We start from the raw sequence: 14,607 nt of genomic DNA, 5'->3' as shown, positions 1-14,607 counted from the left end.
TATATTCTGGCGATACATGATAGCTCAATCTATTCACGTCCTTCCCAGATTTTGAACTCCGTGATCGTGCGTTACCTTTGAGTCTACCTGTCACGCCTATCATCGTCCACTTTAGAGACTAACACCATTTCAGGCCCCCCACTGTCGTTTTATTCGTTATAACGTATGCTTGTGTTGCCTGAGTTACTTTTGCACCGTCTTGTGTCACGTTTGACCGCTCCCGCAAAAAAGACCGTCTCCTACGAGACAGCCTAAGGTTATTGCGCCGGCAGGATTCGTTTTTTTGGAAAGACGAGCGGCAGCAGAAGCAGCGACAGCAGTCCGCCGGCTGCTGCGAGAAACGGAAAGCTTGTTCCGGCGACGACCATGCCGGAAAGGGCACCGCCGGAGGCGCCGGAGAGGGCGACGAAAATATCGGCCCGGCCTTGTACAGCAGCTCTTTCTTTTGGCGGAGCAGAGTCAACGATCACTGTTGTGCCGCTGATCAGACCGATGTTCCAGCCGATTCCGAGCAGGATCAGCGCGGTCGTAATCAGAACGAGAGAAGGGCCTGCCAAAGCAGCCATGACGCCGGAAGCGAGCAGAATGACGCCGGCTGCGGCAGTCATCACCCTTCGCCCGAGCCGGTCGATCAGGCGGCCGGTAACGAGGGAAGGCAGGTACATCGCTCCGATATGCAGCCCGATCACGAGTCCGACAGCCTGCAGGTGATGCCCGTGTCCTTCCATGTGAATCGGCGTCATCGTCATAATCGCCACCATAATGAAATGGGAGAGCACCATGATAAAGACGCCCGCAAAGAGGCCGGTTCTAACAGCAGGAGCGGAGACGGTTTCCTCTACGGCTGGAGTAGACAGTTTACGGGCAAGCTCCATCGGTTCCGGGCGCAGAAACAAAGTTAAAATAAGTCCCGCGCCAGCATATGCAAAAACAGCAAAGAGAAAGGGGCCGCTCAGCGGAGGCAGGCCGATGAAGGCTGCTGCGTTCCCTGTCACATCAACAAGAAACGGACCGGCGACTGCACCGAACGTCGTCGCGACGAGAACGAGGCTGATCGCTGTTGCGCGCTGGTTTTCAGATGCGAGATCTGTCCCTGCAAAGCGGGCCTGCAGGTTCGTTGCCATCCCCGCGCCGTAAATAAACAGCGCTGGCAGCAGCAGCAGAAAATGACCGGAAGCAGCGGCGGCTACGACGGCGAGAGAGCCGATGGCGCCGGTGTAAAAGCCGGCAGAGAGTCCTTTTCGCCGTCCATATTTTTGACTTGCTTTTCCGACGAGCCAGGCAGCGAGTGCCGATCCCAGCGTAAAGACTGCAATCGGCAGTCCGCCGGCGGTTGCGGTTCCGGTCATATCGCGGGCGAGCAGCGAGCCGACGGTGATTCCGGCTGCGAGCCCGCCGCCAGCGAGCACCTGTGCCAGAGCGGTGACGAGAAGCGTACGCCGGAACCAGTATTCTCTTGATTTTCCGTTATACATCGCTTCTTCCTCCTAACGCTGGTGCTTCAGCAGAAATGATTTCACACTCTCATCCAGCTCTTCTACTATTTCCAGAATCGTAATGCCTGCAAGATAGGACTTCAGCTGTTGTTCTCCAACTTCCATCTTCTGCTGAATGACGCACGCCTCTTCTTTTTCAACGCCGGCAAGCTGGCACGTTAAAATCGCCTGCCTTCCTTCGACGGCTTCAATGATGTCGAGAAACGTGATCGAATCAGCGGAACGGGCAAGACGGTAGCCTCCGTTGACACCTGGGCTGGAGGAAACAAGGTCTTCTTTGGCAAGCTTCGTTAATATTTTGGATAAGTACGTGGTTGAGACGCTTTGCAGCTCTGCAAGCAGCCGGACGCCGACGAGCGAATCGGGAGAAATGCTCGCTAAATAGACCATCGTGTGAAGGGCATAGTTCGTAGCCTGCGCGTATTTCATCTACAGCGCTCCTTTTTAACGTAATTAAAGAGTCTTAATGTCTATAATTAGTATAACATAGAAAAAAGGCGCGGAGTAAAAGGAATGACCTTTACTCTGCGCCTTTCGATGAGTCAGTCAAACAGACGGTACCAGCGCCGTGCATTGTGATGGAAAATACGTTCACTGTTGGAGAAAGCATGCTGCACGCGTTCGATATCCTGCTCGGAAAAAGGAACGGGCGCTCTTGTTGAAGGAAGGTCAGTGCCGAACATAAGCGCTTCGAGGTTTTCCTGGTTAATCTGCACCATGGCCTCGATCGGATCTCCTTGATAGCGTCCAAAGCCGGTCGCTTTCACTGCAGCGCCGTTACTTCCTCTGCTGTCACCGTGGAAGGCAGCTGGGTGACGCCGACATAGCCGCTGCCAAGCTGCCTGAGCGCATTGGTTACATACGTTTGATCGACCCCTTGAAACGATCCGGAAACGACAGCTCCGCCGCCGTTCTGCCACGCGCGCTGTTTTTCGTAGTCAGAAACGGTGAATACCGGCGGTTCATAGCCGTTGTTCATCTGCAGCGGATAAGCCGGATCGATGATATGCAAATGAGCATCAAACAGATTGATCATGAACGCTGCCTCCTCCTGTCCGGCTACTTTTTCAAATCAAATCCGTCAAACGGAAGCGTCAGCGGTCCGGTCATATAATCGGCGTTGCGCTCGGCGGAAAGGTATTCGACGTTCAACGTTTTTTTATCAGGGTGAAGCGCCTCTCCTTCGACAATATAACCGATGGCGATGACAAAATCGCCGCTGTCGATCAGCTCGCGCACCTCCATATCAAAATAGGCCACGGCATCCTTTAAAATCGGCGTACCGTTTTTCGTGTAGAAAAACTGGTCCTCGCCTAGTGCCTCGATCGACTGGCTGCCTGAGAAAAACGTATCGTGGAGCTGTTCCTGATCGGCTGCGGCCATGCTGAGTCCCCATCGTTTAGAGGTTTCAAGCAGCTTCGTCCCTTCAAAATCTTTCGGGAAGCACGTGATCATCTGCGGCGGCTCATGGGAGCACTGGGTGCTCCAGCAGCCGAAGTGAAAGTGGCCCCGGTCCCCGTCTCGGACAGAGACGAAAAAGACACCCCGAGAGCGCAGGTCATAAATGGAGCTGTAGCGGTCTTTCGATTGTTTGGAATCCATTTGTCTTCCTCCTTTCGTCGTCCGTTTACTCATACCCGCTCAGCCGGAAAGCTAACAGCAGGCAGGAAAATGCACGGCCGGCAGGGAAGTAAAGAGAAGCATAGAAAGGGAGGATGCCGATGAAGCTGTATATCGTGAGGCACGGACAGACAGAATGGAACGTGGAAAAGCGGATGCAAGGATGGGGTGATTCACCTCTCACCCAGACGGGAATACGCGATGCCGGGCTGCTTCGGGAGAGGATTAAAGAAGTTTCCTTTGATGAAGCATGGGCCAGTCCGCTCAAGCGGGCAGAGCAGACAGCTGACATTCTTGTGCCTGATCAGCAGATCCACCTGCACGATGGCTTAAAGGAAATGAGGCTCGGCTCGATGGAAGGAAAGCGTCAGGAAGACCTGCATCCCTCCGAAAAAAAGACGTGGCAGACGTTTTGGAAAGATCCGGAGCGCTTTCAGCCGAACGGCGGCGAAACGTACGGTGAAGTGGAGAAGCGCGTGGACGGCTTTTTGCAGGAAATCAGCCGGTGCTCGGCCGGTAACGTCCTGCTCGTCACCCATACTGTCGTGATCAAGCTTCTGATTAACCGATTTGAAGATCGTCCGCTCCGTCGTATTTGGGAACCGCCATATGTGCATGAAACGTGTTTGACGATCGTGGACTGGAACGGAACGAACGGACAGATCGAGGTAAGCTGCAGCATCGACCACACGAAAGCCGGCAGAGGCTGGTAACAAAAGCAGGGGGAATCAACGATGCAGGACCGAGGCTACATAGAGAAAAAACCATTTTTTCAGCGCCGCTACGTGCGTGTCGGAATTATCATGCTGCTCACGATGTGCAGTTTGCTGCTGGCAGGACTGCTGTTTATCTGGTGGTTTTCAGCTCAGAGCCATCCGCAGCTCGACGGGGAAACGATCGAGGCGCCTCTCACGGCAGAAGTGGAAGTAATCCGGGACAGCCGCGGCGTCGCAAAGATACAGGCGGACGAGCTGGAAGATTTGTTTTATACGCAAGGATACGTGATGGCTCAGGACAGGCTGTTTCAAATGGATATGACCCGCAGGCTAGCCGGCGGGCGCCTGGCAGAGGTGATCGGCGAGGATGCACTGGAAAGCGATAAGTATTTCCGTTCCTACGGGATGCACCGCGCAGTCGATGGGATCATCGAGCAGTTTGATGACGAAACGGAGCGGATGGTGGATGCCTTTGCGGCCGGGGTCACAGGTTACATTGATGATGCGTTTGAGGCAGGCGAACAGCCGTTGGAATTTCGCATTCTCGGCTACCGGCCGGATGAATGGACAGCAGAAGATACGGCCATTGCCGTTAAGTACATGGGCTACACGCTTACAGGGAATTTCCGGGATGAGCTGACCCATTATGAACTCGTGCGCCGCTTCGGGGCAGAAGCGGAAGCGATGTTTCCCGATTATGCGGCTGTCGATGAATTTCCGGTGATCGGCGACGGGCTGCCGGAGCCTTCAGAAAGCACGGCTGTCGCAGCATACGAGGAACTGACGAAGGAGCAGGCGGGAATCGTGGAGCCGGATCTGGAGGAGCTGTCAGCCTTTTTGCCGGAGCCGTGGAACGGGAGCAATAACTGGGTCATCGGCGGGGAATGGACCGAGTCAGGCGCTCCGCTGATCGGCGACGATCCCCACCTGGATCTTGCTGTGCCGAGCGTCTGGTATCAGACACACCTGGAGCTCACCGGCGATTTTCATTCGATTGGCGTGACGGTGCCCGGTATCCCCGGCGTCGTGCTCGGTCATAACGGAGAGGTTGCCTGGGGTGTCACGTCATTGAGCGCGGACTACGAGGATGTGTTTCTGGAGCAGGTGAATCCGGAAAATCCGAATGAATACTTATACGACGGTGAATGGGAAGAAGCAGAGCGTCATTATGAGGAAATACACATTGACGATGAACCGGAGCCGTATGTTCACTACGTGGACGAAACGAGAAATGGCCCGGTCATGAACCGGGTGATCGAAGAAGGACCGTATCAGGCATATTCTTTGCGCTGGAGCGGGCTGGAGCCCGGTGAAGAACTCGACGGTATTCTCCGTGTCAATCGGGCGGAAACCGCTGAAGAATTTGCGGCCGGGCTGGAAGGGTTTGTCACTCCGGGACTTGGCTGGGTTTTTGCAGATACAGACGGTAATTTCGGCTGGCAGGGACAGGCGCTTCTGCCAGTGCGCCAGAACGGTGACGGCATGTTTCCGGTTCCGGGGTGGGACCCGGACTTTCAGTGGGATGGGTTTCTGGAGCCGGATGAACTTCCGGGCGAGATGAATCCGGAGCAGGGCTATGTGATGACGGCAAACCACATGCCGGTTGATGAGGACTTTGACTATGAAATCGGACGCAGCTACTTTCCTTACCGCGGTCTCCGGCTGGAGGAGATGATTGCGGAACAGCAGGCATCCGGCGATCCATTTACGCTGGAAACGATGCGGGAGATGCAGACCGATGTCGTCAATACGCAGGCAGAAATGCTCGTTCCGCTCATGACAGAAGCGGTCCGTGACTGGGATGCAGAACTGCACGGCGGAACGGATCTGGAAGGGGAGATACTGGACGAGCTGTCCGATCTGGAGGAAGAGGCACTGGAGCAGCTCGAGCAGTGGGATTATCTCGAAGATGTCGACAGCAGCGGAGCGCTCATCTGGCACCTTTGGTACGAGGGGCTGCCGCAAACGCTGTTTGAGCGCTACCTGCAGGTTGAAGTGACGAATCACGTATCGAGACACCGGGTCATAGCCGATGCTGCGGAAACGGAAGTCGTTTTTGCTTATTTGGATGAGCGGTATCAAGTCCCGTTTGCGCAGGCTGCGCGGGAAACATTTTTTGAAGCCGTCCAGCAGGCAGAGGAGCTGCAGGGAGGAAATGCCTCATCCTGGCGCTGGGGAGACTGGCATCAGGTGGAAATTGCACATCCGCTCGGAGCAGTCTGGCCGTTAAATCATCTGCTGAACGTAAACGGCGGGGAGATGGGCGGAAGCGGATTTACGCCGGGAGCGTCGAGCTTTGATGAGGAAACCGGGATCGCCAATCATGGTGCGGGCTGGCGGTTTATCGGAGATTTAGCCTCCACAGACCGGTTTTACGACGTGAACATTCCAGGACAGTCCGGTCAGTGGCGCTCGCCGCATTATGAGGATCAGATGACCATTTGGACGGAAGGAGAATTTGAAGAGATGATTTATAATAAAGAAGAGGCAGAAGACATGAACCGCGTGCGGTTCGTGCCGGAGGGTGCATCATGACGGACTGGAAAGACATGATCGCCTCCGAGGCTGCGCTGCGGGAAAAGCTGGGAGCCCCGAGTGAACTTGCCGTAAAAAAAGAAATTCAGCTGATTGACCATCATGCGGCTTCGTTTATCGCACGCTCCCCATTTCTGGTCATGGCAACGGCGGACGCGTCAGGGAGCTGCCAGGCGTCGCCGCGCGGCGATCAGCCCGGCTTTGTCCGCGTGCTGGACGATCAGCGGCTCGTCATACCGGAGCGGCCGGGCAATAAGCGATTCGACTCCCTGCTTAATCTGATCGAAAATCCGCGCATCGGACTGGAGTTTTTCATCCCGGGGATGGGTGAAACGCTCCGCGTCAATGGGACAGCCGTGTTGACAGAAGAGGAAGACCTGCTCGCGAGCATGGCGATGAAGGAGAAGAAGCCGTGGCTTGCGATCGGGGTGACAGTGGAAAGCTGTTTCGTCCATTGTGCCAAGGCGTTGAGGCGTTCCGAGCTGTGGAAGCCGGATACGTGGCCGCCGGTCGAAAGCCTGCCGCGCGCTGCAGAAATGATAAAGGCGCACGCCGCTTCCGAGCAGTCGGCAGCAGAGCTTGAAGAACGCCTTCAGACCGGATACCGGGAGCGGCTGTACTAAGTCGCGTTTTTAATCAGACAATTGCGGGTAGACAAACCTTGCACGCAAAAATGACGAAAAGGTGGTTCTACCATGTCTGATATGAACGGAAAAACGATTGTCATCACCGGCGCAAGCAGCGGAATCGGAGAAGCAACAGCTGCAAAGTTTGCAGGAGAAGGAGCGAACGTCGTGCTTGCTGCGCGTCGAAAAGACCGGCTGGAGGAGCTTCAGAACAGCCTGCAGGACAAGCCGGGTAAAGTAGAGATCAAGCAGACGGACGTGACATCAAAGGATGAAGTCCACGAGCTGATCCAGTTTACGGTCGACACGTTCGGCGGCGTCGATGTGCTTTTCAACAACGCCGGCTTGATGCCGCTCAGCTTCATGGAAAAAGGCAAGGTCGATGAGTGGGAAAAGATGGTCGACGTTAACATCAAGGGCGTTTTGTACGGCATTCACGCTGTGCTGCCGCATATGCAGGAGCAGAACAGCGGACACATTATTACGACGTCCTCAATTGCGGGCCATGAAATTATGCCTTCCGGAGCCGTCTACTGCGGGACGAAGTTTGCAGCACGTGTGATTATGGAAGGTCTCGGTAAAGAGCTTGCCGGCACCGATATCCGCACAACATCTATTTCACCAGGCGTCGTGGATACGGAGCTGACAGAAACAATCACAGACGAAGACGTGCTGGAAATGTTCGAAAAGAACTTCGGCAAAGGCAAAATGACGCCGCTTGACAGCAAAGACATCGCCGAAGCTGTCTACTATACGGTGCAGCAGCCGAAAAACGTCGATGTGAACGAAATCATCGTCCGCCCGAACAATCAGGGCTGATAGAGAAAGACCGGGAAGCGGCCGCACGCCGCTTCTTTTTTGTGCAGGTGCAGCCAGACCGGCACCGTTCATCGGTCGTTGCACAGGAACAGCTTCACGCCTTTGCATGGCTTTCCGGATCGAATGATCAGCAAAAAAACCGCCTTCAGGAGGCGGTTTCAGGCTGTTGACAAAGTCAATCAGCTTATATGTTGATTCATTTGGGGGTATTTCCCCTTTGTTTCCCGAGCCTGCCGTGGGCTTCTCTTCAGCTATTTCTCGGGTGGCCCCTGTATGAATGGAAGAAAGGCACTAGGATGGCGCGGCTTCACACGGACACAGGCTTCTCGCGAGAAGCCTTTAAGACCCGGTCCGGCTCCACTCGCGCTTTTCATGCCGTTCAAGATCGAACGGCTATGAGGCTTCACTCGGACACAGGCTTCTCGCGAGAAGCCTTTAAGACCCAGACCGGCTTCACACGTGCGTTAATGCCGTTCGCAGATTTGAACGGCATTGAATCTTCAGACTGCTTGTTGCGCCCCCGCCGGACCCGTCGGTGAAACGGATCTGCTTATTGGAGAATAACGATACGATAGGAAGACGTGACTGCTCTTTTGCTTTCATGGTGATTTCCATGACGTACTGGCAGTGCTATTCCACATAGAAACGTCACATAACGAAAGGTTTCATCTGCATCTAATAAGCTCGTGCCAATCAGAATCAGGCATTTGAATCGTACTGTCAGCTGCCGACATGGGAGGACCTCGACTCCGAGAGGATCAGAACGAGACGAAAGCCGAGCCCGTTCCCTCCGGAAAGCGAGTGTCCGCAGATACAGGCAGGTGCAATCTTATTCACCTGAAAATACGTTATCGACACACTGAAGCCGCCCCCTGAGGACGGCTTACGTATCGCTTATTCAGCTGTCTGACGCACGCTTGCGATATACGGAAGGTTGCGAAACTGCTGGGCGTAATCAATGCCGTAGCCGACGATAAATTCATCGGGAATGACGAAGCCGACGTAATCGATCGGCAGCTCCACGCGGCGGCGCTCCGGTTTGTCGAGCAAGGTACAGACAGCCATCTTTTTGGGACGGTGCATACGCAGGTGGTCGACGAGAAAATCAAGCGTCAGGCCGCTGTCGACGATGTCTTCAACGACGACGACGTTTTCACCGGTGATGTTGCTGTCGAGATCCTTTAACAGCTTGACCTTGCCAGTTGTTTCTGTCTGATTGCCGTAGCTGGAAACCGAGATGAAGTCGACCTGGACATTGACCGTTGACTTAAACGCCCGCATCAGATCAGCTGCAAAGACGAACGAGCCTTTCAATACTGCAATCAACGTGACGGGCTCATCGTGAAAATCCTTCTGAATCTCATCCGCAAGCTCCTGAACACGTCGTTGAATCGTTTCCTCGGAAAGCATCGTATCATGGATTTCGTATGCCATAACGTCTCCCTCTTTTCACATAAATATCGAGAAGAATATCCCTACGTATCATAACGCCACAAGCTGAAAATGTAAAACGCCTGCAGGAAAAAAGAGGAATCCTTGAATCAGAATCGAATAAAAGAGCGGAGGAGGGATTTACGTGAACAGCATTCATCTCATTACGCTTGGGTGCAGCAGCCTGGAGCGCTCGCTCGCCTTTTATCGGGACGGGCTCGGCATGCAAACGAGCGGCAGCCCGGAGGACGGGATTATCTTTTTTCAAAACGCAGGCACCCGGCTTGCTTTGTTTCCAAAAGACCAGCTTGCTGAAGATATTGGCGCAGCACCTGCCGAAGGGTTTACCGGCATGACGCTTGCTTATAATACAAAATCGGAGCAGGAAGTGCGGGACGTGCTGCAAGCTGCTCATGATGCAGGCGGAACGATCGTCAAAGAAGCGCAGCGCGTCTTTTGGGGAGGGTACAGCGGCTATTTCCGCGACCCGGACGGCTACTACTGGGAAGCCGCCTATTCAGAAGACTGGGAATTTAACGATCACGACATGCTGATTATAAAAGAATAAGGGGAGAAGCAGATATGAATATTCGGGACCAGGTTGTTCTGATCACCGGTGCAGGGCGCGGACTCGGTGCCGCATGCGCCAAGGCATTTGCAGCACAGGGAGCGCGGGTGATCATTAATTATTATCAAAGCCAGGAAAAAGCAGAGGCGCTGGCCCGTGAAATCGGGGAACAGGCAGTGGCTCTTCAGGCCGATGTCAGAAAGAAAGAAGAACTAGCGCGTCTCGTTCAGGAAGGAGAGCGTCATTTTGGAGCGCCGGTGTCCACCGCTGTTCATAATGCGCTCGTCGATTTCCGCTTTGACCCGGAGGCGCAGGAGGATCTGGAGCACGTCTCATGGGAATCGTTTGAAACGCAGATGGAAGGAAGTGTGAAGGGCGCGCTGAACGTCGTGCAGGCCGTGCTGCCTTCGATGAAGAAGCAGGAGTTCGGCCGCCTCATCATGATCGGTACGAATCTCGTCCAGAATCCGGTCGTCCCGTATCACGAGTATACGTCAGGCAAAGCTGCGCTCCTCGGCTTTACCCGTAATGCAGCGAAGGAGCTCGGCCCGTCCGGCATCACCGTCAATATGGTATCGGGTGGTTTGCTGGAAGAGACCGACGCAAGCAGCGTGACGACGCCTGAAGTTTTTGATATTATCCGGCAGACAACGCCGCTGCAGCGGGTGACAACACCGGAGGAAATGGCAGATGCCGTTCTGTTTTTCAGCTCGCCGTGGTCGCGCGCAGTGACCGGACAGAATTTGATTGTTGACGGCGGACTGGTCATGAATTAATCACGCCGGTGGCCGCCGGCTAACGCTTCGGGTAGCCGCGCCGCTCAGCGTAAGGTACACACTGAAAGCAGACGTGGATCGGCCTGCCTGTTTCATCTTCATAGCGCTGTGCTTCACTGGAAGCTTTGCCGCAGAACTCGCAGCGTCGTCCTCCAAACAGGGTGCGGAGTTTTCGAAACATGCGTATCGCCTCCTTCGTAAAGACAGTGTACATAACGAGAGGGCTGGATGTCTTCTAACATGCACAGCGTCAAGGAGAGAAAAATATGGACCTATTTGCGGGCAAGCGCGTAAAGCAGTTAAAGGGATTTTCGCAACATCCCTGCTACCTGGCAGAGAACAGGACAGGAAAGTCGGTCATAAAACGGTTCCCGCTTGCAGAGCAGGCAAAGCGCCGGGAACAGCTCCGCGTGATGGAGCGGTTGTTTATGGAGGGCCTGCCGGTGCAGAAAGTAATGTGTGTGCAGGAAGAAGCCCCGTATCTCTGGGTGCAGCTGAGCTGGATCGAAGGAGAGGATGTGCGAAGCTGCAAGGAGTCAAAGACAGAAGCGGACATGTACAGGCTGGGAAGGGAAGCAGGCGCTCTGCTGCGGAAGCTTCATGCCGTAGAAGCGCCTGCAGAGAAAATCGGCTGGGCCGATCGTGCGTGGGAAAAGCACCTCCGCTACGAAGCGATGTGTAAAGAGAAAAAGCTGACCTTTGCGGGAATACATGACGTATCCGCATGGGTGAAGCGGCACCGGCATTGGATGAATCACGTGCCGGAGCGGCTGCAGCACGATGATTTTCATCTTGGGAACCTTCTTGTATCCGACGGCCGGCTGACGGGTGTAATTGATTTTGACAATATGGACTGGGGTGACCCTTATCACGATTTTGTCAAAACAGCGCTCTTTCAGCTTGATGACAGCAAAGCCTTTGCCTGCGGGCAGATTCACGGGTACTTTCACGATCAGGTACCGTCTGCTTTTTGGGAACGGTACAGCTTATATACCGCTATGGTGCTGTTCTCGTCGCTTGCCTGGGGTCAGATGTTTGCTCCGGAAGAAGAGAAGATGACGAGACGGCGAATCGACCGGGCCTTGCGCGATCACGATCATTTTAAGCGATTAAAGCCGGCATGGTATGAGGGGGAAAATGTGTGGAGCACGTAACTACTTTCACAAGGGACTACGAGAAAAGAGGCACGATGAGCCGGGATGAGGTGCACCGCACAGGTGAATGGCACGAGACGTTTCAGTGCTGGGTCACGTTTGATGACGAGGAAGACCGCTATGTAGTGCTTCAGCTTCGAAGCAGCGAAAAGCGTGATTTTCCCTCGCTTTATGATATTACAGCTGCTGGTCATCTGACGGCGGATGAACAGGCGGCAGACGGTGTCAGAGAAATGGAGGAAGAAATCGGTCTGCAGGTGACGATGGCGGATCTTCGTCCGCTCGGGCGACTGCGCGACGAGCTTGAAATCGGTGCTTTTTTGGATCGGGAGCACTGCCACGTGTTCCAGCTGCATACCGATCGCGATGTCGTTAAGCGGCTTCAGTTTCGTGATGGCGAAGCGGACGGGGCCTGCAGTGTGAAGCTGGAGGAGTTTCATGAGCTTACAGCAGGCGTGAGGTCAGCCTGCAGCGGGAGTACAGACACGGGCGGAAAGGTCGTCCTTACTCGGGAAGACATCGTGCCGCACAGCAGCCGGTACTGGGAGCAAGTAATGCCGGCCTTAAAAAGAAGTTGACGAGGAGGAGTAGAGATGGAGGATATATTACGAACGGTTCCGGAGCAGTTTGAAACAGAGCGGCTGATCATCCGTATGCCGATGCCGGGCGACGGCCAGGCCGTCTGGGAAGCGAAGCAGGCGACTCGCTCGTCATTAGCAGAATGGCTGCCGTTTATCCCGCTGGATGACACAGTGGAAGAAACAGAAGCCGAGCTGCGCAGAGCGGCACTCCGCTATTTGGAACGAAGCGATTTCCGGCTGTTTTTGTTCCGGAAAGGAGATGGCGCCTACGTCGGCTCGAGCGGACTGCACCGGGTGGACTGGACCGTTCCGAAAGTGGAAATAGGATACTGGGTGGATGCGCGCTACAGCGGGGAGGGGTACATAACAGAAGCGGTTGACGGGGTCGCACGCTTTGCTGAACGTGAAATGGGTGCGCGCCGGATCGAGATTCGCTGCGACAAGAAAAACGACAAAAGCCGGGCGGTGGCGGAGCGGCTCGGTTTTACGCTGGAAGGAATTTTGCGTCAGGATACGCGCTATGAACGCGGAGGCCTGCGCGACACGTGTATTTATGCAAAGGTGGTGACGGAATGATGAACGTCGAACGGCTGGAGGAATGGGATGCGGCAGCTTATTTCCAGCTTCGGCTGCAGGCGCTGCATATGCACCCCGAGGCATTTGCGACGAGCCTGGATGAGGAAGCGAAGCATGGGGTGGAGAAATTCAAGAAGCGATTTCAGGAAAGCAGCGCCTGGACTTACGGCGCCTTTGACGGAGAGAGACTTTGCGGCGTGATTACACTGTTCCCGCAGCAGCTGAAGAAGGTGCTGCACCGGGCCGAAGTAACCGCTTTTTTCGTCCATCCGTCCATGCGAAGGCACGGCATCGGTCGCAGGCTGCTGGAGGCAGTCTGGGAGGCGGCCAAAGATGATGCCTACATTGAACAGCTGAATTTGTATGTTACCGCGCAAAATCACGCGGCGATCTCGCTGTATGAAGAATTCGGCTTCTACGTTACAGGAAGAGAAGAGGAAGCGCTGTTTGTGGACGGCGTGTATTATGATGAGCTGCGCATGACGGCGAAGCTGGAGGAATCGCTGTGAACCCGCTTCATCATCTGGAGCTGTACGTCAGCCGGCTTGATAAATCTGAGACCTACTGGGGATGGCTGCTGCCGGAGCTTGGATTCACCCCGTTTCAGCATTGGGAAAAAGGGAGAAGCTGGCGCCACGGCGACTTTTATCTCGTCATCGTGCAGACCGAGGAGCGGTTCCAGGACGTGTCGTATCATCGCTGCCGCACTGGGTTGAATCATCTCGCCTTCCGGGTGCCGAAGAGAGCCGACGTTGACTGGCTCACGCAGGAGGTCAAAAAAAGAGGGATGCCGGTCCTGTACGAAGACCGCCATCCGTTTGCGGGTGGACCGGATCACTATGCGCTTTACACGGAGGACCCCGACCGGATCAAAGTAGAAATCGCAGCGGAAGAAGCTTAGTGAGGCAGCTGCAAAGCCCGCTTTCGCCAACATTCAAAAACAAGTCCGAATGCCAGCAGCAAAGCGAGAAAAACAGCACCGTAGACGAGGCTGAACATGAGATCGCCGGTGCCGATTAGAAAGAAAAGACCGAGGTGAATGGGAACCGCGGCAAGCAGAGCGGCATACACCCAGCGCATTTGTTTCACGACGGAGAGCAGGTAGGCGTTCGGCCGCCTGCGGAAATAGAACATGAATACGAGCAGGCCGATGACGAGGGCCGTCAGCCAGAACGCATAGCGGCCCGGATCGTTCCATGAACCGTGCATGATCGGCCACTGCAGGAAAAAGAGCGGAACGAGCATCCCCTGGGAAAGCAGCGGACCGAGGCCGAGATTTCGGGGCTGAAACTGCTCGTCATACCGCTCCTGCTCGGATTCATTCCATTCCGCAGCAATCTCAGATGGAGGCGGAAACTGACGCACGGCCAGCTTTTCAGCCTGAACGCTGTCCTCGCCGTGCTCGATCAGCCCGGCCTTTGCTTCCTCTAAATCCTCACGCACCTGTCGCAGAACCGGTTTTTTCTGCCGGTCCGTAAACATATAGAGCTTTCCGGAAAACGCCCGCAGATAGTCTTCAATCATCATTCATCCTCCCCCTGCTATTCAAAGAAACCTTTCCTGTTCACCCGTTTACAGTTTACGAAATTTGCATTTCTTTTCTGAAACGAATGGCTGCCAATAAGTGATGTACGATATGGTAATCGTATTCCAATTTGAAGGCGGGTGTCAACTCGCCTTCGTCTGTCAGCATACTGCGTATGTGAGAA

Annotated in this window: 18 protein-coding genes and 1 pseudogene; 12 read left to right on the top strand and 7 right to left on the bottom strand. The window is 54.7% G+C overall.

Annotated elements, in window-relative coordinates:
- Nucleotides 1-257 precede the first annotated feature (257 nt).
- The 4 genes and pseudogenes from HCN83_RS09420 to HCN83_RS09405 all read right to left on the bottom strand — a co-directional run bounded on the left by HCN83_RS09420 (nt 258) and on the right by HCN83_RS09405 (nt 3,098).
- Nucleotides 258-1,475, bottom strand: a complete 1,218-nt coding sequence (locus HCN83_RS09420) for an MFS transporter (protein WP_168006629.1) — start codon at nt 1,473-1,475, stop codon at nt 258-260.
- A gap of 12 nt (nt 1,476-1,487) precedes the next feature.
- Nucleotides 1,488-1,925 carry an Rrf2 family transcriptional regulator gene (locus tag HCN83_RS09415; RefSeq protein ID WP_168006627.1) on the bottom strand — a complete coding sequence of 146 codons (438 nt, stop codon included), beginning with the start codon at nt 1,923-1,925 and terminating at the stop codon, nt 1,488-1,490.
- 113 nt (nt 1,926-2,038) lie between these two features.
- A pseudogene (locus HCN83_RS18855) lies at nt 2,039-2,529 on the bottom strand (hypothetical protein).
- Between the two features lie 26 nt (nt 2,530-2,555).
- On the bottom strand, nt 2,556-3,098 hold the full coding sequence (locus tag HCN83_RS09405) for a flavin reductase family protein (protein ID WP_168006625.1): 543 nt from the start codon (nt 3,096-3,098) through the stop codon (nt 2,556-2,558).
- Between the two features lie 119 nt (nt 3,099-3,217).
- Here HCN83_RS09405 and HCN83_RS09400 point away from each other — a divergent pair, with 119 nt between their 5' ends.
- The 5 genes from HCN83_RS09400 (at nt 3,218) to HCN83_RS18615 (ending at nt 7,982) form a co-directional block, all read left to right on the top strand.
- Nucleotides 3,218-3,829, top strand: a complete 612-nt coding sequence (locus HCN83_RS09400) for a histidine phosphatase family protein (RefSeq protein WP_168006623.1) — start codon at nt 3,218-3,220, stop codon at nt 3,827-3,829.
- 21 nt (nt 3,830-3,850) lie between these two features.
- Entirely contained in the window at nt 3,851-6,367 is a 2,517-nt protein-coding gene (locus tag HCN83_RS09395) for a penicillin acylase family protein (RefSeq protein WP_168006621.1), read from the top strand.
- Nucleotides 6,364-6,990 carry a pyridoxamine 5'-phosphate oxidase family protein gene (locus HCN83_RS09390; protein ID WP_168006619.1) on the top strand — a complete coding sequence of 209 codons (627 nt, stop codon included), beginning with the start codon at nt 6,364-6,366 and terminating at the stop codon, nt 6,988-6,990. Before HCN83_RS09395 ends, HCN83_RS09390 begins: the two co-directional genes overlap by 4 nt.
- Before the next feature lie 72 nt (nt 6,991-7,062).
- On the top strand, nt 7,063-7,812 hold the full coding sequence (locus HCN83_RS09385) for an SDR family oxidoreductase (protein WP_168006617.1): 750 nt from the start codon (nt 7,063-7,065) through the stop codon (nt 7,810-7,812).
- Between the two features lie 41 nt (nt 7,813-7,853).
- Nucleotides 7,854-7,982 (top strand): hypothetical protein, encoded by a 129-nt coding sequence (locus tag HCN83_RS18615; protein ID WP_281351715.1) that lies wholly within the window; start codon nt 7,854-7,856, stop codon nt 7,980-7,982.
- Nucleotides 7,983-8,706: 724 nt separating this feature from the next.
- Here HCN83_RS18615 and hpt read toward each other — a convergent pair.
- On the bottom strand, nt 8,707-9,246 hold the full coding sequence (gene hpt / locus HCN83_RS09380; protein WP_168006615.1) for a hypoxanthine phosphoribosyltransferase: 540 nt from the start codon (nt 9,244-9,246) through the stop codon (nt 8,707-8,709).
- A 142-nt stretch (nt 9,247-9,388) separates the two neighbouring features.
- Here hpt and HCN83_RS09375 point away from each other — a divergent pair, with 142 nt between their 5' ends.
- The gene (locus HCN83_RS09375) at nt 9,389-9,811 is read left to right on the top strand and encodes a VOC family protein (RefSeq protein WP_168006613.1); all 423 of its coding nucleotides are present in this window, start codon (nt 9,389-9,391) and stop codon (nt 9,809-9,811) included.
- Between the two features lie 14 nt (nt 9,812-9,825).
- Nucleotides 9,826-10,587, top strand: a complete 762-nt coding sequence (locus HCN83_RS09370; RefSeq protein WP_168006611.1) for a 3-oxoacyl-ACP reductase — start codon at nt 9,826-9,828, stop codon at nt 10,585-10,587.
- A gap of 19 nt (nt 10,588-10,606) precedes the next feature.
- Here HCN83_RS09370 and HCN83_RS09365 read toward each other — a convergent pair whose 3' ends face one another.
- Nucleotides 10,607-10,768, bottom strand: a complete 162-nt coding sequence (locus HCN83_RS09365) for a hypothetical protein (RefSeq protein ID WP_168006609.1) — start codon at nt 10,766-10,768, stop codon at nt 10,607-10,609.
- Between the two features lie 85 nt (nt 10,769-10,853).
- Between HCN83_RS09365 and HCN83_RS09360 the strand changes: the two genes are divergently transcribed.
- From HCN83_RS09360 to HCN83_RS09340, 5 genes are read left to right on the top strand one after another with little or no spacing between them, the layout of a single operon-like run.
- Nucleotides 10,854-11,741 carry a phosphotransferase family protein gene (locus HCN83_RS09360; protein WP_168006607.1) on the top strand — a complete coding sequence of 296 codons (888 nt, stop codon included), beginning with the start codon at nt 10,854-10,856 and terminating at the stop codon, nt 11,739-11,741.
- Nucleotides 11,729-12,319: an NUDIX domain-containing protein gene (locus tag HCN83_RS09355; RefSeq protein WP_168006605.1), complete on the top strand. Its 591-nt coding sequence runs from the start codon at nt 11,729-11,731 to the stop codon at nt 12,317-12,319. The genes HCN83_RS09360 and HCN83_RS09355 overlap by 13 nt, the downstream gene beginning before the upstream one ends.
- Before the next feature lie 15 nt (nt 12,320-12,334).
- Nucleotides 12,335-12,898 carry a GNAT family N-acetyltransferase gene (locus tag HCN83_RS09350; RefSeq protein ID WP_168006603.1) on the top strand — a complete coding sequence of 188 codons (564 nt, stop codon included), beginning with the start codon at nt 12,335-12,337 and terminating at the stop codon, nt 12,896-12,898.
- Nucleotides 12,895-13,407, top strand: a complete 513-nt coding sequence (locus HCN83_RS09345; RefSeq protein WP_168006601.1) for a GNAT family N-acetyltransferase — start codon at nt 12,895-12,897, stop codon at nt 13,405-13,407. Before HCN83_RS09350 ends, HCN83_RS09345 begins: the two co-directional genes overlap by 4 nt.
- Nucleotides 13,398-13,799, top strand: a complete 402-nt coding sequence (locus tag HCN83_RS09340) for a VOC family protein (RefSeq protein ID WP_168006639.1) — start codon at nt 13,398-13,400, stop codon at nt 13,797-13,799. The genes HCN83_RS09345 and HCN83_RS09340 overlap by 10 nt, the downstream gene beginning before the upstream one ends.
- Here HCN83_RS09340 and HCN83_RS09335 read toward each other — a convergent pair.
- On the bottom strand, nt 13,796-14,425 hold the full coding sequence (locus HCN83_RS09335) for a hypothetical protein (RefSeq protein ID WP_168006599.1): 630 nt from the start codon (nt 14,423-14,425) through the stop codon (nt 13,796-13,798). The two genes, HCN83_RS09340 and HCN83_RS09335, sit on opposite strands and share 4 nt — an antisense overlap.
- Between the last annotated feature and the right edge of the window lie 182 nt (nt 14,426-14,607).

This window comes from Alkalicoccus luteus (genome assembly GCF_012034335.1).
Classification (GTDB): domain Bacteria; phylum Bacillota; class Bacilli; order Bacillales; family Salisediminibacteriaceae; genus Alkalicoccus; species Alkalicoccus luteus_A.
Note: the sequence above shows the minus strand (reverse complement) of the source record. Positions and strands in the feature narration are given on the sequence as shown.